Source organism: Bacteroidota bacterium (assembly GCA_016706865.1).
Taxonomy (GTDB): Bacteria; Bacteroidota; Bacteroidia; order Chitinophagales; family BACL12; genus UBA7236.
Map to the genome: position 1 here is coordinate 739,564 of JADJIS010000002.1, position 20,356 is coordinate 759,919.

Below are 20,356 nucleotides of genomic sequence, written 5' to 3' on the forward strand. Positions count from 1 at the left end.
TTCAAAATACTACCGGAATTATTTATCCGGTTAATTATTTCTTGTTATCATCTTTCACTTTCACATCTATTTTATTATCGCCGTCTTCCACTTTGATGCTGCCACCTTTTTTATCGAGGTCGATTTCCACATTGGAACCTTCTTTTGATTCAACCTCTACTTTGCCTTTTTCACCGCCTTCAATAATAATAGTTGTACCATTATCATCCGTTGCGGGAGTTGTGGTTTGAACTTCTGTTTCTGTTTCTACAGGCTCATCAGTTTTATTGGCACAAGCTGCAAAAGTTACAAGAGTTATTGCAAGAATAAAAATTCGAAAATTGCTAAACATTATTTTTGGGTTTGGTTAGGTAGTGATAGTTCAAATATCATGCGCAAAAAAGTCATTTGATCGAACCTTCCTATCTACTGGCTATTTTACTGAATTAGATATATGAGGTGGGAAAAGGATTCTATAAACCCATGAATAATTGTAGCAAAATGTGAAAGAATTTCCCCAGAAAAGAAATAAATCAACAATTATCTCAGTATCAACAACCTATCTGCATCCAACCTCAACATAATAAATATCAAAATAGAAAACGCCAATACAGAAGATCCACCATAAGAAATAAAAGGAAGCGGAATTCCAATTACAGGAATTAACCCAATCGTCATCCCTACGTTGATCATGATCTGTAAAAAGAAGAAACTTGCCACACAATATGCATACACCCGGGAGAAGGGAGAACGCTGTCGTTCTGCGATAAATATTATCCTCAAAATAAATACAAGATAAACAGTCAGGAAAATAAAGGTGCCTATAAAACCAAATTCTTCTCCTATGGTGCAAAATATAAAATCTGTGCTTTGTTCCGGTACCTGTTCTGATTGTGTGAGTGTGCCCTCAAGGTAACCTTTACCCGCAATTCCGCCTGAACCTATGGTCATTTTGCTTTGGGTGATATTGAAAGTAAGATCACTGTCATCGTCAATTACACCTACTGTTACTAAAACACGTTCCGCCTGATAGTCTTTTAAAACTTTGGTCATGATATAATCGGAACCATAGGTTACAAAAGCTCCAATTAAAAGGTAAATAATAATTGCCGGCCAAACAGGATGATTTTTTTGTTTGCGAACTACCATGTAAGAAAAAAACAGAATTGCCAAACCGGCGATACTTCCTATTATTCTGAATTCAATATTTTGTAGGGCAATTACCAATACAATTACCGCTATTATAAATAAACTCATAAATAAAATTCCTTTTGGTTTATCTCTTCTGATAAACCTCATAGAATTTGACAATACATAACCAATAATAATGAGGGATAATACATAAATAATAATTACGTGATCATAGAGCAGTGAGAACACAAATGCGAGCATAATAGCAACAACCAAAATAACTTCGTTGATCTTAAATCCTTCGCGATAAACCACAATCACTAAACTTGCATATACCAACGCAGAACCAAGATCACTTTGCAAAATGATAATTCCCATCGGCACACCGAGAATTAAATAAGCGATAATTTTATTCTTAAAATTTCTTGGTTGACCAACTATCATACTCAAAAATTTCGCGAGCATGAGTGCAGTTGCTGTTTTGCCGAATTCCGCGGGTTGAAACTGGAAGGAACCCACCTGTAGCCAGCTTCTTGCACCATTTATATCCTCAGCAACAAAATAAGTAAGCACAAGAATGGCCAACATTATTCCATAAAAAATAAAAGCAAATTTTGTAAAAAAAGTACTGTCGAAGGTGAGTATGCTAAATCCAACAATTAAGGAAATAAACATCCAGATCATTTGTTTGCCGTGTGTTTGCGAAAAATTAAAAAAGCGACTTACATCAGGATCATAACTCACAGCAAATACCGTTAACAATCCAAAAACCAATAATGCAAAGTACAGCCCGAGAGCGAGCTTGTCAACATTTTGCATGATTGAATTCTTCTCTCTCATTTCTTAGTTGGTAGAACTGCAGCTTGAATTAAATTTTTAGTTTTTGCAGAATCAGCCGGAGTTTCCGTTTCGGGTTTTGGTTTTTGAATGAGGTCAGCATCGAACATTCTCTTTTCTATAACTTTCCTTTTTTCACTGATCTTACCATTCAAATATTTTTCAATAACCAGACTTGCAATTGGTGCTGCATAACTCGCTCCCCATCCCCCATTTTCCACAATAATTGCAACTGTTATTTTCGCATTTTCCTGCGGTGCATAACAACTGAACCAACTGTGACTTTTTCCATGCGGATTTTCGGCAGTTCCTGTTTTTCCACAAACTTGTATGGAATCTATATGTGCAATTCTTGCAGTTCCATAATTTACAGCACCTGCCATTCCTCTTTGAATATATGGAAATATGGAATCGCTTATTCCAGTTTCATGTTTTACTTTAAATTCCTGCAGAATGGAATCTATATCATCAGCATATTTTAATACGTGAGGCGTATAAAAAAATCCGCTGTTTGCAATTACTGCCATAGAATTTGATGATTGTAAAGGCGTAACAATAAGTTGATCCTGACCAATTCCAAGTGTTACACAATTGGAAGCTTTCCAACTTCCTTTGCCATATATTTTATCATAATCTTCCGGATCGGGAACATTTCCATTTCTTTCATTTGGTAGATCTATTCCTGTGCGGGTTCCAATTCCCCACAAAGCAAGGTGTTCATTAAAATCGCGCAAACCATCGGTGGGAGTTGCATGATTGTGTTCCATAAAATATTTAAATGTGTAGCAGAAATATGAATTACAAGAATGGCCAATTCCCAACTCCACATTTCCGGCATATGGATGATTATGGCAGTCAACGGTATGCCCTCCCATTGCATAACCTCCGTGACAACTAAAACCATCGGTGGAAGCCAAACTTCCAATATCCATGGAAATTGCAGCCATAACAGGTTTAAAGGTGGAACCCGGAGGATAATATCCGCTTAAAGCCCGGTTGTTGAGGGGGCGTTCTTCATCCATCACCAGTTTTGCAAAATTTTTGGTGCGTAAACTTCCCACCAAAAGGTTAGGATCGTAATTCGGCGAACTTACAATTGCCAGAATTTCACCTGTTGCAGGTTCAATGGCAACCAATGCTCCTCTTTTATTTGCAAGTAATTGTTCTGCATATGCCTGGAGTTCAATATCAATAGTTAGTGTTAGATTTTTTCCGGCGATAGGAGCAACATCTTCACTTCCATCGTTTAACGGTCCTACTTCGCGCCCAAAACGATCTATCACAATATTTTTATATCCTTTTTGTCCACGTAAAAGATTTTCATAACTTTTTTCCACCCCGCTTTTTCCGATCACATCTGCGTTTCGATAATATCCTCCCGACTTTTTAATATCGTTTGAATCCACTTCAGCAACATATCCCAACAAATGCGCAGCTGCCGGATAAGCATATCTTCTCACCGGACTAATTGCGGTATAAAATCCTTTGAATTCGTATAAATATTCTTCTATCCTCCCAAATTCATCAGCAGAAATTTGCGACAAAAAAACACTTTCCCGCATACGGGAGTAAGATCTTGCCTCCTTCATTTTTTTGATGAAAAATGCTTTATCTACTCCAACAATCTCACAAAAACGAGTGGTATCAATATTCTTCACTTGTGAGGGCACCACCATAAGTTTATAACTGGGTTCATTATATACTATGAGTTTACCGTTGCGATCAAAAATTTGTCCGCGGTCGGGATCCACCTGTTCTTTGCGAATACCTCTGTCATCGGCAATTTGTTTATAGGTATCGTCGATGATCTGCAAATAAAAAGTCTGATGAAAAAATAATGAAAATAGCCACTATCAATCCCTGAACTATATAACTACGTGGTTTTAAATTTTCAATGACTGCCATTTGTGTAACCTGAAAAATTGAAGAATATTATATTATGCAAATTTCGAAAATGTTTTGCAATTAAATACAGTTTGAAGTAATTAACGAAATAATTATTTTCTGACCTTTCTTTTGGAAAAAAGAAAAGCAAAAATGATAATGAGTAAAGTAGAAATTGCAGTGCTTAAAATTATTTTTAACAAAAGATATCCAATATCATTCATCCAAAACACCTGCAATAAAAAATATATGCTGTGATGAATAAAAATTATGGTAAGTGCAAAGAGAGAAAACCATACCACACCAAGCTCTGAAAGGGAAGGGGAAGTTACGTTTTCGTAGCCTGTGATAGGTGTATAAAACTTTATAAGTGAAGGTCTTATGAATGCAATAAATACACAAGCTGCTGCATGCATGCCCCCGGTTACCATAAAAAGGTCAATTGATAATCCTGCAAAAAAAGCGAGTGGCAACAACAACCATTTTGGTGTTTCAAATGGAAGTAAAATAATGAACATCGGATAAATATAGGGATGGATATAGGTGCTCACATTCAGCTTATTGAGTACCAATACCTGAAAGAGGATAAGGAAAATCAAACCGAGGAAACGCAATATCCAGTTAATTGTCTGCATTTATTACTTCATTTTCAATGGTTTCTCTTTCTTCACGCATTATTTCATTTACCACATACACATATTTTAAGGCGTTAAAATTTGTAGAGAGTTTTACATCCAGTCGATAATAATTAGAACCTTGATCCTTGCCAAAATCCTCCAAAATACCCACCATGATATTTGGTGGAAAGGAACCCAATTTAGCAGAAATGGAACCTGCCACTGTTACAATAGAATCTCCCTTTTGCAACTGACCGGGTTCTGAAACCTCTACTATACTTATATGTGTGGGCGATTTTCCTTCCCACATCATACGTCCGGTGGCATTATTTTTTTTAACTGCAACTCTGCTCCTGAACTGACTGTGCAGAACACTCATAACAACGCTATAATTAGGTGAAACCTTTACAACCCTGCCAACAATTCCGCTGGAAGTTATTACTCCCATGGTCTCCTTAATTCCATGGTTTGAGCCTTTATTCAGTGTGATGAAGTTATTTGGTTCAGTAATCGTGTTGCCAATCACCTCGGCCGGTATATAAGAATATAATTGTATACCGAAGGAGTCCTTTACGGAATATACGGAGGAAGTATCTATTTTATTCGATTCGGCCAATTGCGCCCTTAATCTGCTATTCTCAATTAGTAAACTATCATTTACCTCACGCAAAGCAAAATAATCCTGAAAATTACCGTAAGTATTCAGCACATTTCCGGTAACACCATTAGCAGAGTTGATAAAGAAGGTGCGATGATAATTATTGTAGGTGAAAACAAAATACAGTGAAATGAACTCCAGCAGTAAAAATAAAAATACTGTATAGTGTCGTATGATGAATAAAAAGAAGCTACGCATTATTCATCCATAGAATTAGTTCATGAGTAAAGCAGCATATTGTTCGCGGTTCTTCAATGCAATTCCGGTTCCACGCACAACTGCCTTTAAAGGATCGTCGGCAACATGCACTGCGAGTTTGGTTTTTAAACTGATACGTTTATCCAAACCCCTTAATAATGCACCGCCACCGGTCAAATAAATACCATTGCGCTGAATATCACTCGCCAATTCGGGAGGAGTGGTCTCCAGTGCCTTTAAAATGGCTTCTTCTATTTTAGAAATGGATTTATCTAAGGAATGTGAAATTTCAGAATAGGTAACCACAAGTTGTTTGGGTATACCTGTCATAAGGTCGCGACCACTCACCTGATAATCCTCAGGCGCTTCATCAAGCTCCGGAAGTGCCGACCCTACATTTATTTTGATCGCCTCAGCCGTACGTTCACCAATCAAAAGGTTGTGCTGGCGTCGCATATAGTCTACAATATCAGCGGTAAACTCATCTCCAGCAACGCGAATGGACTGGTCGCAAACAATACCCGAAAGCGCAACAACGGCAATTTCAGTAGTTCCTCCCCCAATATCAATAATCATATTACCGATAGGTTCCTGCACATCTAAACCAATACCAAGCGCTGCTGCCATTGGTTCGTGAATAAGCCAGGCTTCGCGGGCACCTGCCTGTTCGGCGCTGTCTTTTACTGCGCGTTTCTCCACTTCCGTGATTCCGGAGGGAATACAGATAACCATAATAAGAGACGGTTTAAACAATCTGTTTTTTGGAAATATCATGCTTATCATGCCTCTTATCATGGCTTCGGCAGCCTGAAAGTCAGCAATAACGCCATCTCGCAGCGGACGTATCGTCTTTATATTATCGTGGGTCTTCTCATGCATTTGCATTGCGCGTTTGCCTACCGCAATTACTTTTTCTGTTTTCCGGTCTATTGCAACTATCGACGGCTCATCTACCATTACCTTGTCATGTGCGATAATGAGTGTGTTAGCTGTGCCGAGATCGATTGCAATTTCCTGCGTGAGAAAGTTGAATATACCCATGTTCGTTTCTTAAAATATCTATAAAGATGCAAAATTAAAGTTTGTTATTTACATGAGAGGATATAAACAACATTTTGTTTAAAGAATTGTAAAATATATTTATGAAGGAAAATATCAATCAATTATAAAAACGAATTAATTGATGGAAAAACAAAATATATATTTATTCAGAAGGTTGAAAAAATGATTGTTGAATTAAAGCAGATTGAAATCAACTCAAATGAAGTATTATGAATTTTCAATTATCTGTAATCGATAACAATATTAATATAGGCTAAAATCAAACTAAACTTGCTCAATGTTTAAAATGTCTCAATCCATTCAAAACCATAGCTAATCCATTGGCATTGCAGTAATCGATGGAATCCTGGTCGCGAATGCTGCCTCCCGGTTGAATAACGGCTGAAATGCCCACCTCATGGGCAATTTGAACGCAGTCGGGGAAGGGAAAAAAGGCCTCGCTCGCCATAACTGCACCGGTAATATCGAAGCCAAAACTCTTAGCTTTTGTGATCGCCTGATTCAGTGAATCAACCCGGGAAGTTTGACCGGTTCCGCAACCAATTAATTGATTGTTTTTAACCAAGGCAATACCATTTGATTTTAAATGTTTAACTGCCTTTTCTGCAAACAGAAGATCGTTAATTTGTTGCGTATTGGGTTTTATTTCCGTTACATATTGTAGCTCTTCGGTTACCTTTCTGTTTCTGTCTTGCACCAAAATGCCATTCAACATGCTTTTATATTGTTGAGCAGGGAAGGAAAATAATTTTTGAGTTAAGAGTATTCGATTCTTTTTGGTTTGTAAAACAACTAATGCTTCGGGTTCATAATCGGGAGCAATTAGTACTTCAAAAAATAATTGATTGATCTTATAAGCAGTATTGAGATCAACTTTTGAATTGCAGATCAAAACACCTCCAAAGGCAGAAACGGGATCTGCTTCTAAAGCCATGTCCCAGGCCTCCTCCAAAGTGGCGGCAGTAGCCAGTCCGCAGGCATTGGTATGTTTTATGATGGCAAAAGTGCTTAAACCACGTTTTTTAACCTCTTCAAATTCCTCCATTAAATAGATACAGCTTTCGATATCTACCAAATTGTTATAAGAAATTTCTTTTCCGTGTAACTTGTCAAATACATCCGTCAACTTACCATAAAAGGCAGCTTGCTGATGTGGATTTTCTCCGTAACGCATAGCAACCTTGGGTGAAAACCGAACTCCGAAATTTTCTTCATTATTAAAATAACTATAAATGGCATTGTCATAATCGGAAGTAATTTCAAAAGCTTTTTTTGCAAAGTGTTTGCGCTGACCAATTTGAGTTATTCCATTTTGTTCAGATAAAATTTCAAGACAATCTGCATAATCATCCTTTGATGCTATGATCATAACATCTTTAAAATTTTTTGCAGCGGCTCGTATAAGAGAAACTCCACCTATATCAATTTTTTCAATGATCTCCGATTCATCATCACTTTTTTGCAGGGTTTCCTCAAAAGGATAGAGATCAACAATTACCAGGTCAATGGTCGGGATATCATATTGTGCAAGTTGCTGAAGATGTTCTTCCTCCTCGCGACGAGCTAAAATCCCTCCGAAAACCTTTGGGTGTAAGGTTTTTACTCGTCCTCCCAATATGCTCGGATACTCTGTTAGGTCTTCAACCGCTTTTACTGAAATGCCCATTTCCTCGATAAAGGTTCTGGTTCCGCCTGTGGAATAAATAGTTACACCAAGTTCGTTAAGTTTTTTAACGATGGAGTCTAACTTGTCTTTATAATAAACGGAAATTAAAGCGGATCTGATCTGAACGGGAAATTGCATATACGAGTTTTGAAAACGAAAACACAAAGTTACCGGCTTGAAGTCAAATTTTGTTCTTAGAAAGGAGTGATACTAATTTTAAAACGGATTTACTTTTTACTTAACAACAATTTTTCCACCACTCTTGGAAGGAAATAATATTCGAGTTTTCGCACTTTTTGTTCAATAGTGATAATTGTATCCTCGGGTAAAATTCCCAGTGATTTTTGAAAAATAATTTTACCGTTATCATATACTTCGTCTACTTCGTGGATAGTTATTCCGGTCTCTTTTTCAAGCTTTTCTAAAACGGTTTTATGGATGTTCTTACCATACATTCCCTTGCCTCCGTATTTCGGCAAAAGAGCGGGGTGAATATTGATAATTTTATGAGGGAAAGCATGAATTAATTGCTTCGGTATCAGCGCTAAATAACCTGCAAGTAGGATCAGGTCGATCTCAAAGTAAATTAGATCCTGAATTATTTTTTCAACATCCTCCCAATCTTTTTTTTCATAAATTTTATGGGGGATATTATTTTTTTCTGCAATGGAAATTACACCTGCTTCTTTTTTGTTGGATACTATTAATTGTACTTTGATATTGGCATTTCCTTCGAAATATCGAATACAATTTTCCGCATTCGTACCTGCTCCGGAAGCAAAAATTGCGATCTTTTTAATTGTAGTTTGCTTCTGTTCAGAGTCCGAATTCATCCACCAATATTTTTTGAAAAAGATCCTGCATATTTAATAGTCCATCCAACTTATTTAATTCCAAAGTGGAGATCACAAAATTTGTGTTTCCTGTGAAATCAGATTTTTTTGCTATCACAATGGAAGGTCCGGTCCAGGGTGTTAATGACAAAGTAATATTATCTTTTGCTGTGAGCTCTGCTTCGTATAAAGGTGTTGCACCAATTTGTAAAATAATTGGTTTTACAATGCCTACAATTGCTGTTCCCTGAAGGGTGGGATATTCTATATCAAGCGGATTTAATTGTGCTCCAAGATCCAATATCAGCGTGGTATCCACGGGATTCACCAATTCTGCGATCGGTGTAAAATCAAGAAAATTACTGAGCGGATCAAAGGAGGAAGAAATATAAACACTCATCAACATTTTTCCTCCTGAATTAAAAAATACTTCTGTTGTTTTTTGTGCCAGCGAAAAAGAATTATCAGCATTATTGCTGAACCAAATTATCACTTCAAAAAGATCGAATACTTTTCCCTGTGTAATATTATCTGCTGATTGTTGTGTGTAATTTCCACCTGTTTGTTCAAATATTTGTGTGGTGTCAAAAACAGTTATTCCGTTTGCAATTAAGTTATTTGCATAGAAGGTTTCATTTGTTGTGGTAGTATATCCATTTACCATTAAAACGTTGCTGTTTACTTTTTTCACATACACAGAATCGGAAACAGCAAAAGCGCTTTTTGCTTCACTCTGGTCCACTGATCTTATGTATAATTTATTCCATGCATTTGCAATTAATCCGTTAATGGTAATTGCATTTGGTGTTGTTGCTGCATTCTGATAAACATCACAAATTAATTCTGTTACCATTGGATCCTGCGCTTCAAATATTGCACTGGTAACAGTTTTATCTAAAATATAAGGTTCGTTTAAGGTATCGTTAAAATACACTTCAAATTGCATTAAATTATCCGTTCCATCGGGGTCGTTTCCTTCCCAATAAAATTTTAACACGGGAAAGGTTTTAAGAGGTGTATTTATACCTTTTATAATTGCTATAGTTGGGGGTGAATTTTTAACCGGAATTATGAGTGATGCAGGAGTTGGATCTTTTTCCCCGTTATTGTCAATTGCCCGAATATGAAATACATAATCCGCCGAATCGGCTCCGGCGGGTGGTGCAAGTATAAAGGTGCTGTCTTGCGATTCTGTGTAGGTCCAGATGGTTGCCGGTGTAATAACTGCATCAAAAGTGAACTCATAACCTGTCACAAAACCGTCCGCATCATCCCCCCACCAACGCAGATCAACCTCGCTTTCGAGTCTGTTTTCTCCAAAACGGATGATGGTATCGGCAACGGTATGTGTTTCCGGGGTTTGATTTGCAGTAATAACACCCTCCAGTTCTCTGTTGCAGGAAACCCAGATGAGGGTGAACATAATAAATAGGAAAAACAATATTTTATTACCGCAACGCATATTGTCGGCGAAGATAAGGCTTCTGGTCAAACACTTATATTTGCAGAATATAAATTAATATGTCAAAAAAGAGCTACTTCATACATGAAACGGCAGTGGTGGATAACGGCGCCCGAATTGGGAATGGAACCAAGGTTTGGCATTTTTCGCATTTGATGCCGAATTGCATCATTGGTGAAAATTGTTCGTTGGGACAAAATGTTTATGTAGCCTCTCACGTTTCACTCGGAAATAATGTGAAGGTGCAGAATAATGTATCTATATATGAAGGTGTTGTTTGTGAGGATGATGTTTTTCTTGGGCCTTCTATGGTTTTTACTAATGTAATTAATCCGCGCAGTGCTGTTATCAGAAAAAATGAGTTTAAAAAAACACTGGTAAAAAAAGGTGCAACAATTGGCGCAAACGCTACAATTTTATGTGGAATAGAAATAGGGGAGTTTGCATTTATCGGAGCGGGTGCTGTGGTCACTAAAAATATTATTGCCTATGCACTTGTTACAGGTAATCCTGCAAAACAAACAGGATGGATGAGCGAGGCAGGACATAAACTGGTTTTTAATTCTACAGGAATAGCAATATGCCTTGAATCAAATCAACAATATAAATTGGAAAACGGAGCAGTGACAAAACTTTAATTGATCAGGCATGGGTAAAGTAAAATTTGCAGTTGTAGGTTGCGGACATATTGGTAAAAGGCATATTGAAATGATAATGCGCAATCCGGAAACTGAACTTGTTGCGGTTTGTGATATTCTGTCAAAGGAACAATTAAATATCACGCATTTAAATATTCCTTTTTATCCATCCATATCTGCATTATTAGAAAGTGATTATAATTTCGATGTATTAAATGTTTGCACTCCAAATGGTTTGCATGCAGAACAGGCGATTTTGGCTTTAAAAAACAACAAACATGTTGTGATAGAAAAGCCAATGGCATTAAATAAAAGGGATTGTATTAATGTAATCGATATTGCTCATCAAAAACAGAAAAAGATTTTTTGTGTAATGCAAAACAGGTTTTCACCCCCATCTGTTTGGATAAAAAATATTGTCAGAAATAAATTATTGGGTAAAATTTTTATTGTGCAGGTTAATTGTTTTTGGAATCGCGATGAACGATATTATTACACCGATACCTGGCATGGAAAGGCTGATCTGGATGGTGGAACTTTATTTACTCAATTTTCGCACTTTATAGATACTATGGTCTGGTTATTTGGAGATATAAAAAATATTCAGGCAAAGTTTGCGGATTTTAATCATCATCAATTAACTGCATTCGAGGATTCCGGATTGATACAATTTGATTTTTGTAATGGTGGAATGGGGACGATAAATTATTCATCCAGCGTTTATGATTCCAATTATGAAAGTAGTATTCGAATTATCGGCGAGCTGGGAACCGTGGAAATTGGCGGGCAATACATGAATGAAGTAAAGTTTTGTAATATTAAAGATTATGTTAAACCCGAATTGGAAAAAACCGGGGAAGCAAATAATTATGGTGCTTATACAGGTTCTGCATCCAACCACCATCATATTATCCAGAATATTGTTGATGTGCTAAATAACAACGGCAAAATAGCAACTACGGCGGAAGAAGGTATGCTAGTGGTTGATATTATTGAACGAATTTATCAGTTGCGTCCCGCAGAGCTTTTGGACAAAAAATAATTGTATTCAATGGCCATATCTTCCCTTCCATTTGCAGACATCAAGTACGATCCGGAGCCACAGTGGTATATTTTATATATCAGATCAAGGTCTGAAAAAAAAGTGATGGAGCGCATGCAAAAACGCAATTTCATAGTTTATTTGCCGCTTATTAAAACAGTTCGTCAGTGGAGCGATCGTAAAAAACACGTGCTGGTTCCATTGTTTAATGGGTATTTGTTTATTAAGGTGGATCCGACACAATTTGCTTCCGTTCGAATGATAGATGGTGTTGTAAATTTTGTGCAACAAGAAAAAAAACACGCAATGATCGGTGAGGAAAAAATACTTTCCATAAAAAAATTTATTGAAACCGGATTGCCTATGGAAGCTTCGTCGGAAAATTTTGCTCAAGGCGAAAGAGTGAAAATAAATTTCGGACCTTTAAAAGACTGCGAGGGAGAATTAATAAATATCAAAAACGTAAAACAGTTTATTGTGCGTTTGGAAATGATCAATCAGGTATTAATTGTAAATGTGCCTGCTGCTTATCTGGAGAAAATAAACTAACCTTTTATTTTTTTGACATCCAATTCATCAACATAGTTAAATTCAAATGTTTTTCTGAAGAAAATAAATTTTTGCACTGTAATACTTCCTTTCAATCCCACCGGAATTTCTTTATCTGAAATAAAAGATGTTAAACCAAATGATAAAACACCACCGAGTTGGTTTAACGAAGTGTTGAATTCAATAGGCAAAACAAAATCCGATTTCTTTTTTATCCTCACTTTGTCAGAAAATCCAATAATGCCGATTTCCTTATTGTCAACGGATAATGCTATTTCCATTTCTCTGATTGTTGCCCCGATCTTATTCGGATTATGTAGCGTAATGTCGGCATTTATTTTCGGATCCGACATAATATTGGATACCTTAAAATTATCGTAACCTTTAAGTTGCAGTGATTCAGAAACTGTGCAGGAAGTCAAGATAGTTGCCAAAAGGAATAGAATCAGAATGCTTTGAAATTTCATTAAATAGTATATTTTACTATAAATTTTTATAAAAGTGGTGGTTGAATATTTGGGTAAATACAATATCTATTCCACAATCCATTTTTCAGGGTTTTGCGATTATAGGTAAGGTAAATTTAAAGTCACTTCCGCCATTGTCATTTTGTTCCACCCATATCTTACCCCCGGCCTGTTCCACAATTTTTTTGCAAATAGCAAGACCTATGCCCGTTCCTGAATATTCATTTCTGGAATGTAAACGCTGAAAGATCATAAATATTTTTTCTCGGAACTCCTCCGAGATACCAATTCCGTTATCAGAAATAGTGAACTGATAATTTTTTCCCGTAATTATATATGATAAATGTATGATAGGTTGATCTTCAACATTATATTTTATCGCATTGGAAAAGAGGTTTTGAAACAATTGTATCATCTGGGTTTCATCTGCCGTAATGGTAGGCATTGCAGGGATATTTATGATCACGTTCTTTTCATGTATCTGAGTATGTAGATTCGACATGACTGTATTAATAACATCATTAAAATCCACAATTTCTTTAGGCCGCACAAAATTGATCTCAGAAAGTGTAAGTAAGTCGCTAATCAAATTATGCATTGTTTGTGTGCCATGAGTAATGAAATCCATAAAATCTATTTCATCGCTACTCAATTTTTCTTTCAGACTTCTTTTTAATAAAGTTACATAAGAGGTAACCATACGCAACGGTTCTCTTAAATCGTGACTTGCAACGTGTGCAAATTGTCTCAGTTCATCATTAGATATTTCAAGCTGGTGAGCATATTTTTCTATTTGTTCATTTTTTTGACGAAGTAATTGCGCTTCTCTTTCCTTTTTTTCCAATTCAAATTCGTTACGCGCTTTAGCTATTACAAAAGTTTTCTCATCATTAAATACTTCCTTTAGCGTTTGAGCGTATTTCTGTTTATAGATAAAAGCATTTTTAAAGTCCTCCACCGCAGAATATGCCTCGGAAAGCTGTTCATATACATTGGACAGTGACCTTGTAACACCAAGTTGATCGAATAATTCTTCTGCGGTAATAAAAAATTTAATTGCTTCTTTTGGTTTACCCATAATAGCATAAGCTTCACCAAGTTGGTTGCTAGTATGCGCCCTGTTGTAAATGCTTTTTATTTGATCATCGTAGGCCTGTGCACGGCTGAAGAATTGTAGTGCTGTTTCAAAATCATTAAGTTTAGTATATACCAATCCAAGATTTGCACAATAGATAGAAAGAAATGAGATAGAGTTTTCTTTTTCAGCAAGATCAAGGGCTTTTAATAAATAACTCAATGCATTTTTATATTCTCCCGCCCTAAAATAAAAAACTGCATAAGAATTATAGCAATTCGCCACACCTGAAAAATCTTCGATCTGTTCGTATAGATTTAGTGCTTTGTTTAAATATTCTTCCTGAGCAAATCCAGTATCGGTGAAATTAAAAAGTATAAATACATTGTAATAAGCGTGTGCTATCCATTTTTTCTCGTAATAATTTTTTTCCGGCTTTTGTTCCAACAATTTTATACATTCGAGATAGTGTTTTTGTGATAATACATTATCGCCGGTAAAATGGTAATTTCTACCAAGATTCAAATGATAATAGGGAGCATAATTTTTTCTGAATTCACCTTTTAAATATCCAAAGGCAATATCACACAGCTTAATAGAATCGTAATAATTATTATTAACCAGACATTCATACAGTGCTTTTTCCATCAATGCCAATCCCTGATAATTTTTGCTGTTGATGTCTTTGGCAAGTTGCAACGCTTCTTCTGAAAGATCTCCTATTTCAGAATTGCGTTTGGAAACCAGGTCCCAGGAGGTATGCAGGAGCGTTTCGATCTTTTTTTCAATTTCCCGTTTATGGTTGGTTTTGTTTTCCTGCATCACTTATTTTCTGAATTCTATGTCACAAAGTTAGCGAATTTTGACTTTTTCTGATCTGAATTACTAACGACAATTTGTCAGCAACTATGGCATGGCATATCGTTTGAAAGTTGCGTCCTGCTAAATTTTGCATTATGACTATAGAAAAAGGAAACATAGCCGTTCAAACGGAAAATATCTTCCCAATAATAAAAAAGTTCTTATACAGCGACCATGAGATCTTTTTGCGTGAGTTGATCTCCAATGCTGTTGATGCCACTCAAAAACTGAAAAAACTTTCATCCCTTGGTGAAGTAAGCGGTGAGATTGGGAGTACGACCATTGAAATCAAAATAGACAAGGAAGCAAAAACAATTACTATTTCCGACAAAGGAATAGGAATGACCGCCGATGAGGTGAAAAAATATATCAATCAGATCGCCTTTTCCAGTGCCAGTGAATTTCTGGAGAAATATAATGGCGTGGAGGAAGGAAAAAGTATAATCGGACATTTTGGACTTGGATTTTATAGTGCGTTCATGGTTGCCGATAAGGTGCAACTCCTGACAAGATCTGCAAAAGCGGATTCTCAGGCAGTTCGTTGGGAATGTGATGGAAGTACAGAATTTACATTGGAAGAGTTTGAAAAGGAGGGACGTGGAACTGATGTTATTCTATATATTAATGAAGAAAATGAATCGTTTTTAGAGGAAAGTAAAATTGCCGGGCTTCTAAATAAATATTGCAAATTTTTGCCAGTTCCCATTCAATTTGGTGAAAAGGAAGAAACAATAACAAACGAATCGGAAACAGATACGGAAGATGATGCAAAAACGACTGAAACAATAAAGGTTCCGAATATCATCAATAATACAGAGCCGGCCTGGACAAAAAAACCTGCAGATCTAACAGATGAAGATTACAAAAAATTCTACAGCGAATTATATCCTTATACAGAAGCACCTTTATTCTGGATCCATTTGAATGTTGATTATCCTTTTAATCTTACCGGAATTTTATATTTTCCAAGAATTAAAAAGAGTTACGAAATTCAAAAAAATAAAATTCAATTATACAGTAATCAGGTATTTGTTACGGATGAAGTGAAGGAGATTGTGCCTGAATGGCTAACATTATTGCACGGCGTTATCGACTCTCCCGATATTCCTTTAAATGTTTCGAGAAGTTATTTACAGAGTGATCTGAATGTAAAAAAGATTAATGCCTATATCACAAAAAAGGTGGCCGATAAACTGGAAGAATTATTTAAACAGGATAGAGCGCAATTTGAGGAAAAATGGGAAAATATTAATGTGATAATTAAATACGGAATGTTGAGTGATGAAAAATTCAGCGCTCGTGCCGAAAAATTCTGTTTGTTGCAAAATACAGAAAAGAAATATTTCACCTTCGATGAATACAGTGCGCATATTGAAGCCGGTCAGACAGATAAAAGCGGACAGAAAATTGCTTTGTATACGAATAACACTATTGATCATAATGTTTATGTAGATGCTGCAAAAAACCGGGGTTATGATGTTTTGGAAGTAGATAATGTTATTGACAATCATTTTATTTCTCTGCTTGAACAAAAATTAACGGGTGTTCAATTTAAAAGAGTGGATGCAGATACTATAGATAAATTAATTGATAAGGATGAGAAAGTAGAATCTGTTTTAACAGAAGAGGAACAAAATGGAATTAAAGAATTATTTGAAAAAGTAATTGATGCAAATGCGGGAACGGTTGTTATCAATCCGCAATCGCCGGATGATAGTCCTGTATCAATTACCAAACCCGAATTTATGCGCCGTATGAAAGAAATGAGCCATATGAACGGGATGGATTTTGCCTCCATGATGCCTGATCAGTATAATCTTGTTGTGAATACAAATCATCCATTAATAAATAAAATTCTGAAAATGGATGAGGATCAAAAGCAAACATCTGTTAAACAATTACACGATCTGGCCTTGTTATCGCAAGGTATATTGAAAGGAAATGACTTAACAGAATTTGTAAAACGAAGTGTTGGAATGATGGCATAATTTGCAACTACCATCAGGTTGTGTATATTTGCATAACGAAATGAACAACTGTAAACATAAATCTTCTAAACGCTACCCACTTTTTGGTGAGTCGTGAAGATTTTTGTTGTAACATAAATCGAAGGCTTACCCGAAAAGGTAAGCCTTTTTTGTTTCGGTTAAAAAAAGAATTATGCAACTCAAAAACAATGATTATTATTCCGGTGATGTGCGTTTACTCGACATCGCTGATGAACACGGAACTCCGGTTTACGTGTATGATGCACAAATAATGACAACACAATTCAATCGTTTGAAAAAGGCTTTTGATAAGGTTGATGTAAAAATAAAATACGCCTGTAAGGCATTAACAAATATTGCAGTATTAAAACATTTTAAGTCGCTGGGATCTGATTTGGATGCGGTTTCTATTGAGGAAGTGCAGCTTGGATTGCACGCAGGATTTTCGCCCGAACAGATCTTATTTACACCAAATTGTGTTTCTATTGAGGAAATAAAACAAGCAGTAGAATTAGGTGTAACAATTAATATAGATAATATTTCCGTGCTCGAACAATTCGGACATTTATATGGAAATACTGTTCCATGTTGTATCAGAATAAATCCCCATATCGAAGCTGGTGGACATCAGCATATTCAAACCGGACATATAGATAGTAAATTTGGAATATCTGTTTATCAGATGCGACATGTGCATCGTGTGGTTACTGCGAATAAAATGCATATTATCGGATTGCATATGCACACCGGTTCTGATATTTTAGATAGCAATGTTTTTTTGCAGGGTGCAGAATTATTATTTGATGCAGCGCAACAATTTCCCGACTTACAGTTTCTCGATTTTGGAAGTGGATTTAAAGTTGGTTATAAGGAAGAAGATGTCACTACCGATATTGAAGAATTAGGTAATACATTAAGCACACGGTTTAATGAGTTTTGTGAAGAATATGGTCGCAAACTCGAACTTTGGTTTGAACCCGGAAAATTTTTGGTAAGTGAGGCTGGAATTTTATTAGTTAAAGTAAATGTAATTAAGCCAACCATGGCAACTGTTTTTGCCGGAGTCGACAGTGGGCAAAATCATTTGATAAGACCTATGTTTTATGATGCTTATCACGGAATAATAAATATTTCAAACCCAACCGGAACACAAAGAATTTATACTGTAGTTGGATATATCTGCGAAACAGATACACTAGCACGTGATAGAAAAATAACGGAGATTCACGAAGGAGATATTCTCGCAATTAAAAATGCAGGCGCTTATGGATTTACTATGAGCAATAATTATAACAGTAGAATGCGTCCGCCAGAGGTGTTTATTGTGAATGGTAAGGCGCATTTGATTAGAAAGAGAGAAACGTTGGATGATCTGTTGAGGAATCAGGTGGAGATTTAAGATTTAGTCCGCCCTTCCACAGAGTTACCGAAGGAACTCGGTGGATGGTTGAGTTTACAACAACTTCAACCCAACAATTTTCAACTGCTCATTATCCACCTCTGCCGGAGCATCCATCATAAGATCTCTTCCTGCATTATTTTTTGGAAATGGAATTACATCGCGAATTGTTTCGCCTCCACACATCAACATTACCCAGCGGTCGAAACCGAATGCGCAACCTCCGTGTGGTGGTGCTCCGTATTGAAATGCATTTACCATGAAGCCAAAACGTTTTTCTTTTTCCTCTTCTGAAAATCCGAGAATGGTAAATATTTTTTCTTGTAAAACTTTATCATGCACGCGGATACTTCCGCTTAATATTTCGTTACCATTCATCACGAGATCATAACTCTGAGCGCGAACACGCAGAGGATCGCTGTCCATATATTGAAAATCATCAAGGTGCGGAGAACAGAATGGATGATGTGCAAATATGGGTTCGCCGGTATTTTCATCGGGTTCAAATAATGGCATGTCAACAACCCAGAAAACACTCCAACTATTTTCATCTATCCATTTTTCGCGTTTTGCCATTTCTAAACGCAATTCACCCAAAACTTTTCTTGTTTTATTTATTTTATTTCCAACAATTAATATAAGATCTCCTTTTTCTGCATTAATTTCTTTTCCGATAGCTATTAATTGTTCCTGCGAATAAAATTTATCTACCGACGATTTAATACTTCCATCTAAATTAAATCGGATATAAATTAATCCGCCTGCACCGCGTTGGGGAGCTTTTACAAATTCAGTTAATTCATCAATTTGTTTGCGGGTATATTCGCTGCATCCTTTTGCATTTATTCCGGCAACCAATCCTCCCGAATTAATTACGGTATTAAATACAGAAAATTCGGTTCCTCCAACCACATTATTCAGATCATGTATTTTACAATCAAAACGCATGTCGGGTTTATCGGAACCATAATATTTTATTGCATCTAAATAAGGCAATCTTTGAAAATCAGGTAATTCGATATTTTTAGTTTTTTTGAAAACATGTTTCACCATCCCTTCAAACATGAACCATACATCTTCCTGATTCACGAAACTCATTTCGCAATCTATTTGCGTAAATTCCGGTTGACGGTCGCCACGCAAGTCTTCATCGCGAAAACATTTTGCTATCTGATAATATCGGTCCATTCCCGCAACCATTAATAATTGTTTTAATATTTGGGGAGATTGCGGCAATGCATAAAAAAGACCTGCCTGCATTCTGCTGGGAACCAAAAAATCTCTTGCACCTTCGGGAGTTGATTTAATTAAATTTGGAGTTTCAATTTCTACAAATCCTTCTGCATCTAAATATTCGCGAACAGCTCGAAGCATATTTGCCCGAAGCATTAATCTTTTTTGCATTTGTGGGCGACGAAGATCAAGATAACGATATTTCATGCGCAATTCTTCTCCGCCATCGGTATCATCATCCATTGTAAAAGGAGGTACTTCTGATGCGTTTAATATAGTTAAAGCATCTACAATTATTTCAATATCGCCCGTAGGTATCTTCGAATTTTTATTGGAGCGTTCCGCAACTTTTCCGCTGATCTGAATAACCCATTCTCTGCCAAGGGTTCTCGCTGTATCACAAAGTGCTTCATCGGTTTTCACCATAAATACCAATTGTGTCAAACCATGACGGTCTCGCAGGTCGATAAACACCATCTCCCCAAGATCTCTTTTAATATTTACCCAGCCGGAAAGTGTTACTGTTTTACCAATATCCGACGATCTCAATTCGCCACAAGTGTTTGAACGATAATAAGTTGAACTATGCATTTTTAATCAATTTCAGCACAAAAATAAAACATTAGATGAATGAAAGCCTTTTTGCACTTGACTTTCCTGCTGATTTTTTTGTTTTATATGAGAAAACCGGAGTTTGAAACCTGTTATTTACTTTGCTAATCTCACAAATTATATATAACTATCCAGAAGTGAACTTTGTGATGCCCGGATTTTTTT

At 36.3% G+C, this 20,356-nt stretch carries 17 protein-coding genes; 5 read left to right on the top strand and 12 right to left on the bottom strand.

Annotation, left to right across the window (positions count from 1 at the left end; all coding sequences use genetic code 11):
- Positions 1-34 precede the first annotated feature (34 nt).
- From IPI31_06235 to IPI31_06275, 9 genes are all read right to left on the bottom strand, one after another.
- The gene (locus IPI31_06235) at positions 35-331 is read right to left on the bottom strand and encodes a hypothetical protein (protein ID MBK7567411.1); all 297 of its coding nucleotides are present in this window, start codon (positions 329-331) and stop codon (positions 35-37) included.
- Positions 332-519: 188 nt separating this feature from the next.
- Positions 520-1,950: a rod shape-determining protein RodA gene (gene rodA / locus IPI31_06240; protein ID MBK7567412.1), complete on the bottom strand. Its 1,431-nt coding sequence runs from the start codon at positions 1,948-1,950 to the stop codon at positions 520-522.
- Positions 1,947-3,761 (bottom strand): penicillin-binding protein 2, encoded by a 1,815-nt coding sequence (gene mrdA, locus IPI31_06245; GenBank protein MBK7567413.1) that lies wholly within the window; start codon positions 3,759-3,761, stop codon positions 1,947-1,949. The genes rodA and mrdA overlap by 4 nt, the downstream gene beginning before the upstream one ends.
- A 183-nt stretch (positions 3,762-3,944) precedes the next feature.
- The gene (locus IPI31_06250) at positions 3,945-4,466 is read right to left on the bottom strand and encodes a rod shape-determining protein MreD (protein ID MBK7567414.1); all 522 of its coding nucleotides are present in this window, start codon (positions 4,464-4,466) and stop codon (positions 3,945-3,947) included.
- Complete coding sequence (gene mreC / locus IPI31_06255; protein MBK7567415.1) at positions 4,453-5,304, bottom strand: rod shape-determining protein MreC; 852 nt, start codon at positions 5,302-5,304, stop codon at positions 4,453-4,455. Before mreC ends, IPI31_06250 begins: the two co-directional genes overlap by 14 nt.
- 15 nt (positions 5,305-5,319) lie before the next feature.
- The gene (locus IPI31_06260; GenBank protein ID MBK7567416.1) at positions 5,320-6,345 is read right to left on the bottom strand and encodes a rod shape-determining protein; all 1,026 of its coding nucleotides are present in this window, start codon (positions 6,343-6,345) and stop codon (positions 5,320-5,322) included.
- 295 nt (positions 6,346-6,640) lie between these two features.
- On the bottom strand, positions 6,641-8,170 hold the full coding sequence (gene purH, locus IPI31_06265) for a bifunctional phosphoribosylaminoimidazolecarboxamide formyltransferase/IMP cyclohydrolase (protein ID MBK7567417.1): 1,530 nt from the start codon (positions 8,168-8,170) through the stop codon (positions 6,641-6,643).
- An 89-nt stretch (positions 8,171-8,259) separates the two neighbouring features.
- The gene (locus IPI31_06270) at positions 8,260-8,865 is read right to left on the bottom strand and encodes a phosphoribosylglycinamide formyltransferase (protein MBK7567418.1); all 606 of its coding nucleotides are present in this window, start codon (positions 8,863-8,865) and stop codon (positions 8,260-8,262) included.
- Positions 8,849-10,357, bottom strand: coding sequence for a hypothetical protein (locus IPI31_06275; protein MBK7567419.1), 1,509 nt, complete (start codon positions 10,355-10,357; stop codon positions 8,849-8,851). The genes IPI31_06270 and IPI31_06275 overlap by 17 nt, the downstream gene beginning before the upstream one ends.
- A gap of 29 nt (positions 10,358-10,386) precedes the next feature.
- Here IPI31_06275 and IPI31_06280 point away from each other — a divergent pair, with 29 nt between their 5' ends.
- The 3 genes from IPI31_06280 to IPI31_06290 are packed head-to-tail and all read left to right on the top strand — an operon-like array spanning position 10,387 to position 12,556.
- On the top strand, positions 10,387-10,965 hold the full coding sequence (locus IPI31_06280) for an N-acetyltransferase (GenBank protein ID MBK7567420.1): 579 nt from the start codon (positions 10,387-10,389) through the stop codon (positions 10,963-10,965).
- Positions 10,966-10,975: 10 nt separating this feature from the next.
- Entirely contained in the window at positions 10,976-12,007 is a 1,032-nt protein-coding gene (locus tag IPI31_06285; protein ID MBK7567421.1) for a Gfo/Idh/MocA family oxidoreductase, read from the top strand.
- Between the two features lie 9 nt (positions 12,008-12,016).
- Positions 12,017-12,556, top strand: coding sequence for a UpxY family transcription antiterminator (locus IPI31_06290; protein ID MBK7567422.1), 540 nt, complete (start codon positions 12,017-12,019; stop codon positions 12,554-12,556).
- On the opposite strand, the gene IPI31_06295 is transcribed toward IPI31_06290, so the two are convergent.
- Both IPI31_06295 and IPI31_06300 read right to left on the bottom strand, forming a co-directional pair.
- Positions 12,553-13,023, bottom strand: a complete 471-nt coding sequence (locus IPI31_06295) for an LEA type 2 family protein (protein MBK7567423.1) — start codon at positions 13,021-13,023, stop codon at positions 12,553-12,555. The two genes, IPI31_06290 and IPI31_06295, sit on opposite strands and share 4 nt — an antisense overlap.
- An 85-nt stretch (positions 13,024-13,108) precedes the next feature.
- Positions 13,109-14,920 carry a tetratricopeptide repeat protein gene (locus tag IPI31_06300; GenBank protein MBK7567424.1) on the bottom strand — a complete coding sequence of 604 codons (1,812 nt, stop codon included), beginning with the start codon at positions 14,918-14,920 and terminating at the stop codon, positions 13,109-13,111.
- A 134-nt stretch (positions 14,921-15,054) separates the two neighbouring features.
- Between IPI31_06300 and htpG the strand changes: the two genes are divergently transcribed.
- Together htpG and lysA are read left to right on the top strand one after the other, a co-directional pair.
- Positions 15,055-16,947: a molecular chaperone HtpG gene (gene htpG / locus IPI31_06305; GenBank protein MBK7567425.1), complete on the top strand. Its 1,893-nt coding sequence runs from the start codon at positions 15,055-15,057 to the stop codon at positions 16,945-16,947.
- Positions 16,948-17,119: 172 nt separating this feature from the next.
- Positions 17,120-18,346 (top strand): diaminopimelate decarboxylase, encoded by a 1,227-nt coding sequence (lysA, locus tag IPI31_06310; GenBank protein MBK7567426.1) that lies wholly within the window; start codon positions 17,120-17,122, stop codon positions 18,344-18,346.
- Between the two features lie 54 nt (positions 18,347-18,400).
- Here the strand turns inward: lysA and aspS are convergent, their stop codons facing one another.
- The gene (gene aspS, locus IPI31_06315; protein MBK7567427.1) at positions 18,401-20,170 is read right to left on the bottom strand and encodes an aspartate--tRNA ligase; all 1,770 of its coding nucleotides are present in this window, start codon (positions 20,168-20,170) and stop codon (positions 18,401-18,403) included.
- Between the last annotated feature and the right edge of the window lie 186 nt (positions 20,171-20,356).

Bases quoted from the DNA above. Each gene is read 5' to 3' on its own strand.
- IPI31_06235 (MBK7567411.1), bottom strand. From the start codon at position 331: ATGTTTAGCAATTTTCGAATTTTTATTCTTGCAATAACTCTTGTAACT.
- rodA (MBK7567412.1), bottom strand. From the start codon at position 1,950: ATGAGAGAGAAGAATTCAATCATGCAAAATGTTGACAAGCTCGCTCTC.
- IPI31_06250 (MBK7567414.1), bottom strand. From the start codon at position 4,466: ATGCAGACAATTAACTGGATATTGCGTTTCCTCGGTTTGATTTTCCTT.
- mreC (MBK7567415.1), bottom strand. From the start codon at position 5,304: ATGCGTAGCTTCTTTTTATTCATCATACGACACTATACAGTATTTTTA.
- IPI31_06260 (MBK7567416.1), bottom strand. From the start codon at position 6,345: ATGGGTATATTCAACTTTCTCACGCAGGAAATTGCAATCGATCTCGGC.
- purH (MBK7567417.1), bottom strand. From the start codon at position 8,170: ATGCAATTTCCCGTTCAGATCAGATCCGCTTTAATTTCCGTTTATTAT.
- IPI31_06270 (MBK7567418.1), bottom strand. From the start codon at position 8,865: ATGAATTCGGACTCTGAACAGAAGCAAACTACAATTAAAAAGATCGCA.
- IPI31_06280 (MBK7567420.1), top strand. From the start codon at position 10,387: ATGTCAAAAAAGAGCTACTTCATACATGAAACGGCAGTGGTGGATAAC.
- IPI31_06285 (MBK7567421.1), top strand. From the start codon at position 10,976: ATGGGTAAAGTAAAATTTGCAGTTGTAGGTTGCGGACATATTGGTAAA.
- IPI31_06290 (MBK7567422.1), top strand. From the start codon at position 12,017: ATGGCCATATCTTCCCTTCCATTTGCAGACATCAAGTACGATCCGGAG.
- IPI31_06295 (MBK7567423.1), bottom strand. From the start codon at position 13,023: ATGAAATTTCAAAGCATTCTGATTCTATTCCTTTTGGCAACTATCTTG.
- IPI31_06300 (MBK7567424.1), bottom strand. From the start codon at position 14,920: ATGCAGGAAAACAAAACCAACCATAAACGGGAAATTGAAAAAAAGATC.
- htpG (MBK7567425.1), top strand. From the start codon at position 15,055: ATGACTATAGAAAAAGGAAACATAGCCGTTCAAACGGAAAATATCTTC.
- lysA (MBK7567426.1), top strand. From the start codon at position 17,120: ATGCAACTCAAAAACAATGATTATTATTCCGGTGATGTGCGTTTACTC.
- aspS (MBK7567427.1), bottom strand. From the start codon at position 20,170: ATGCATAGTTCAACTTATTATCGTTCAAACACTTGTGGCGAATTGAGA.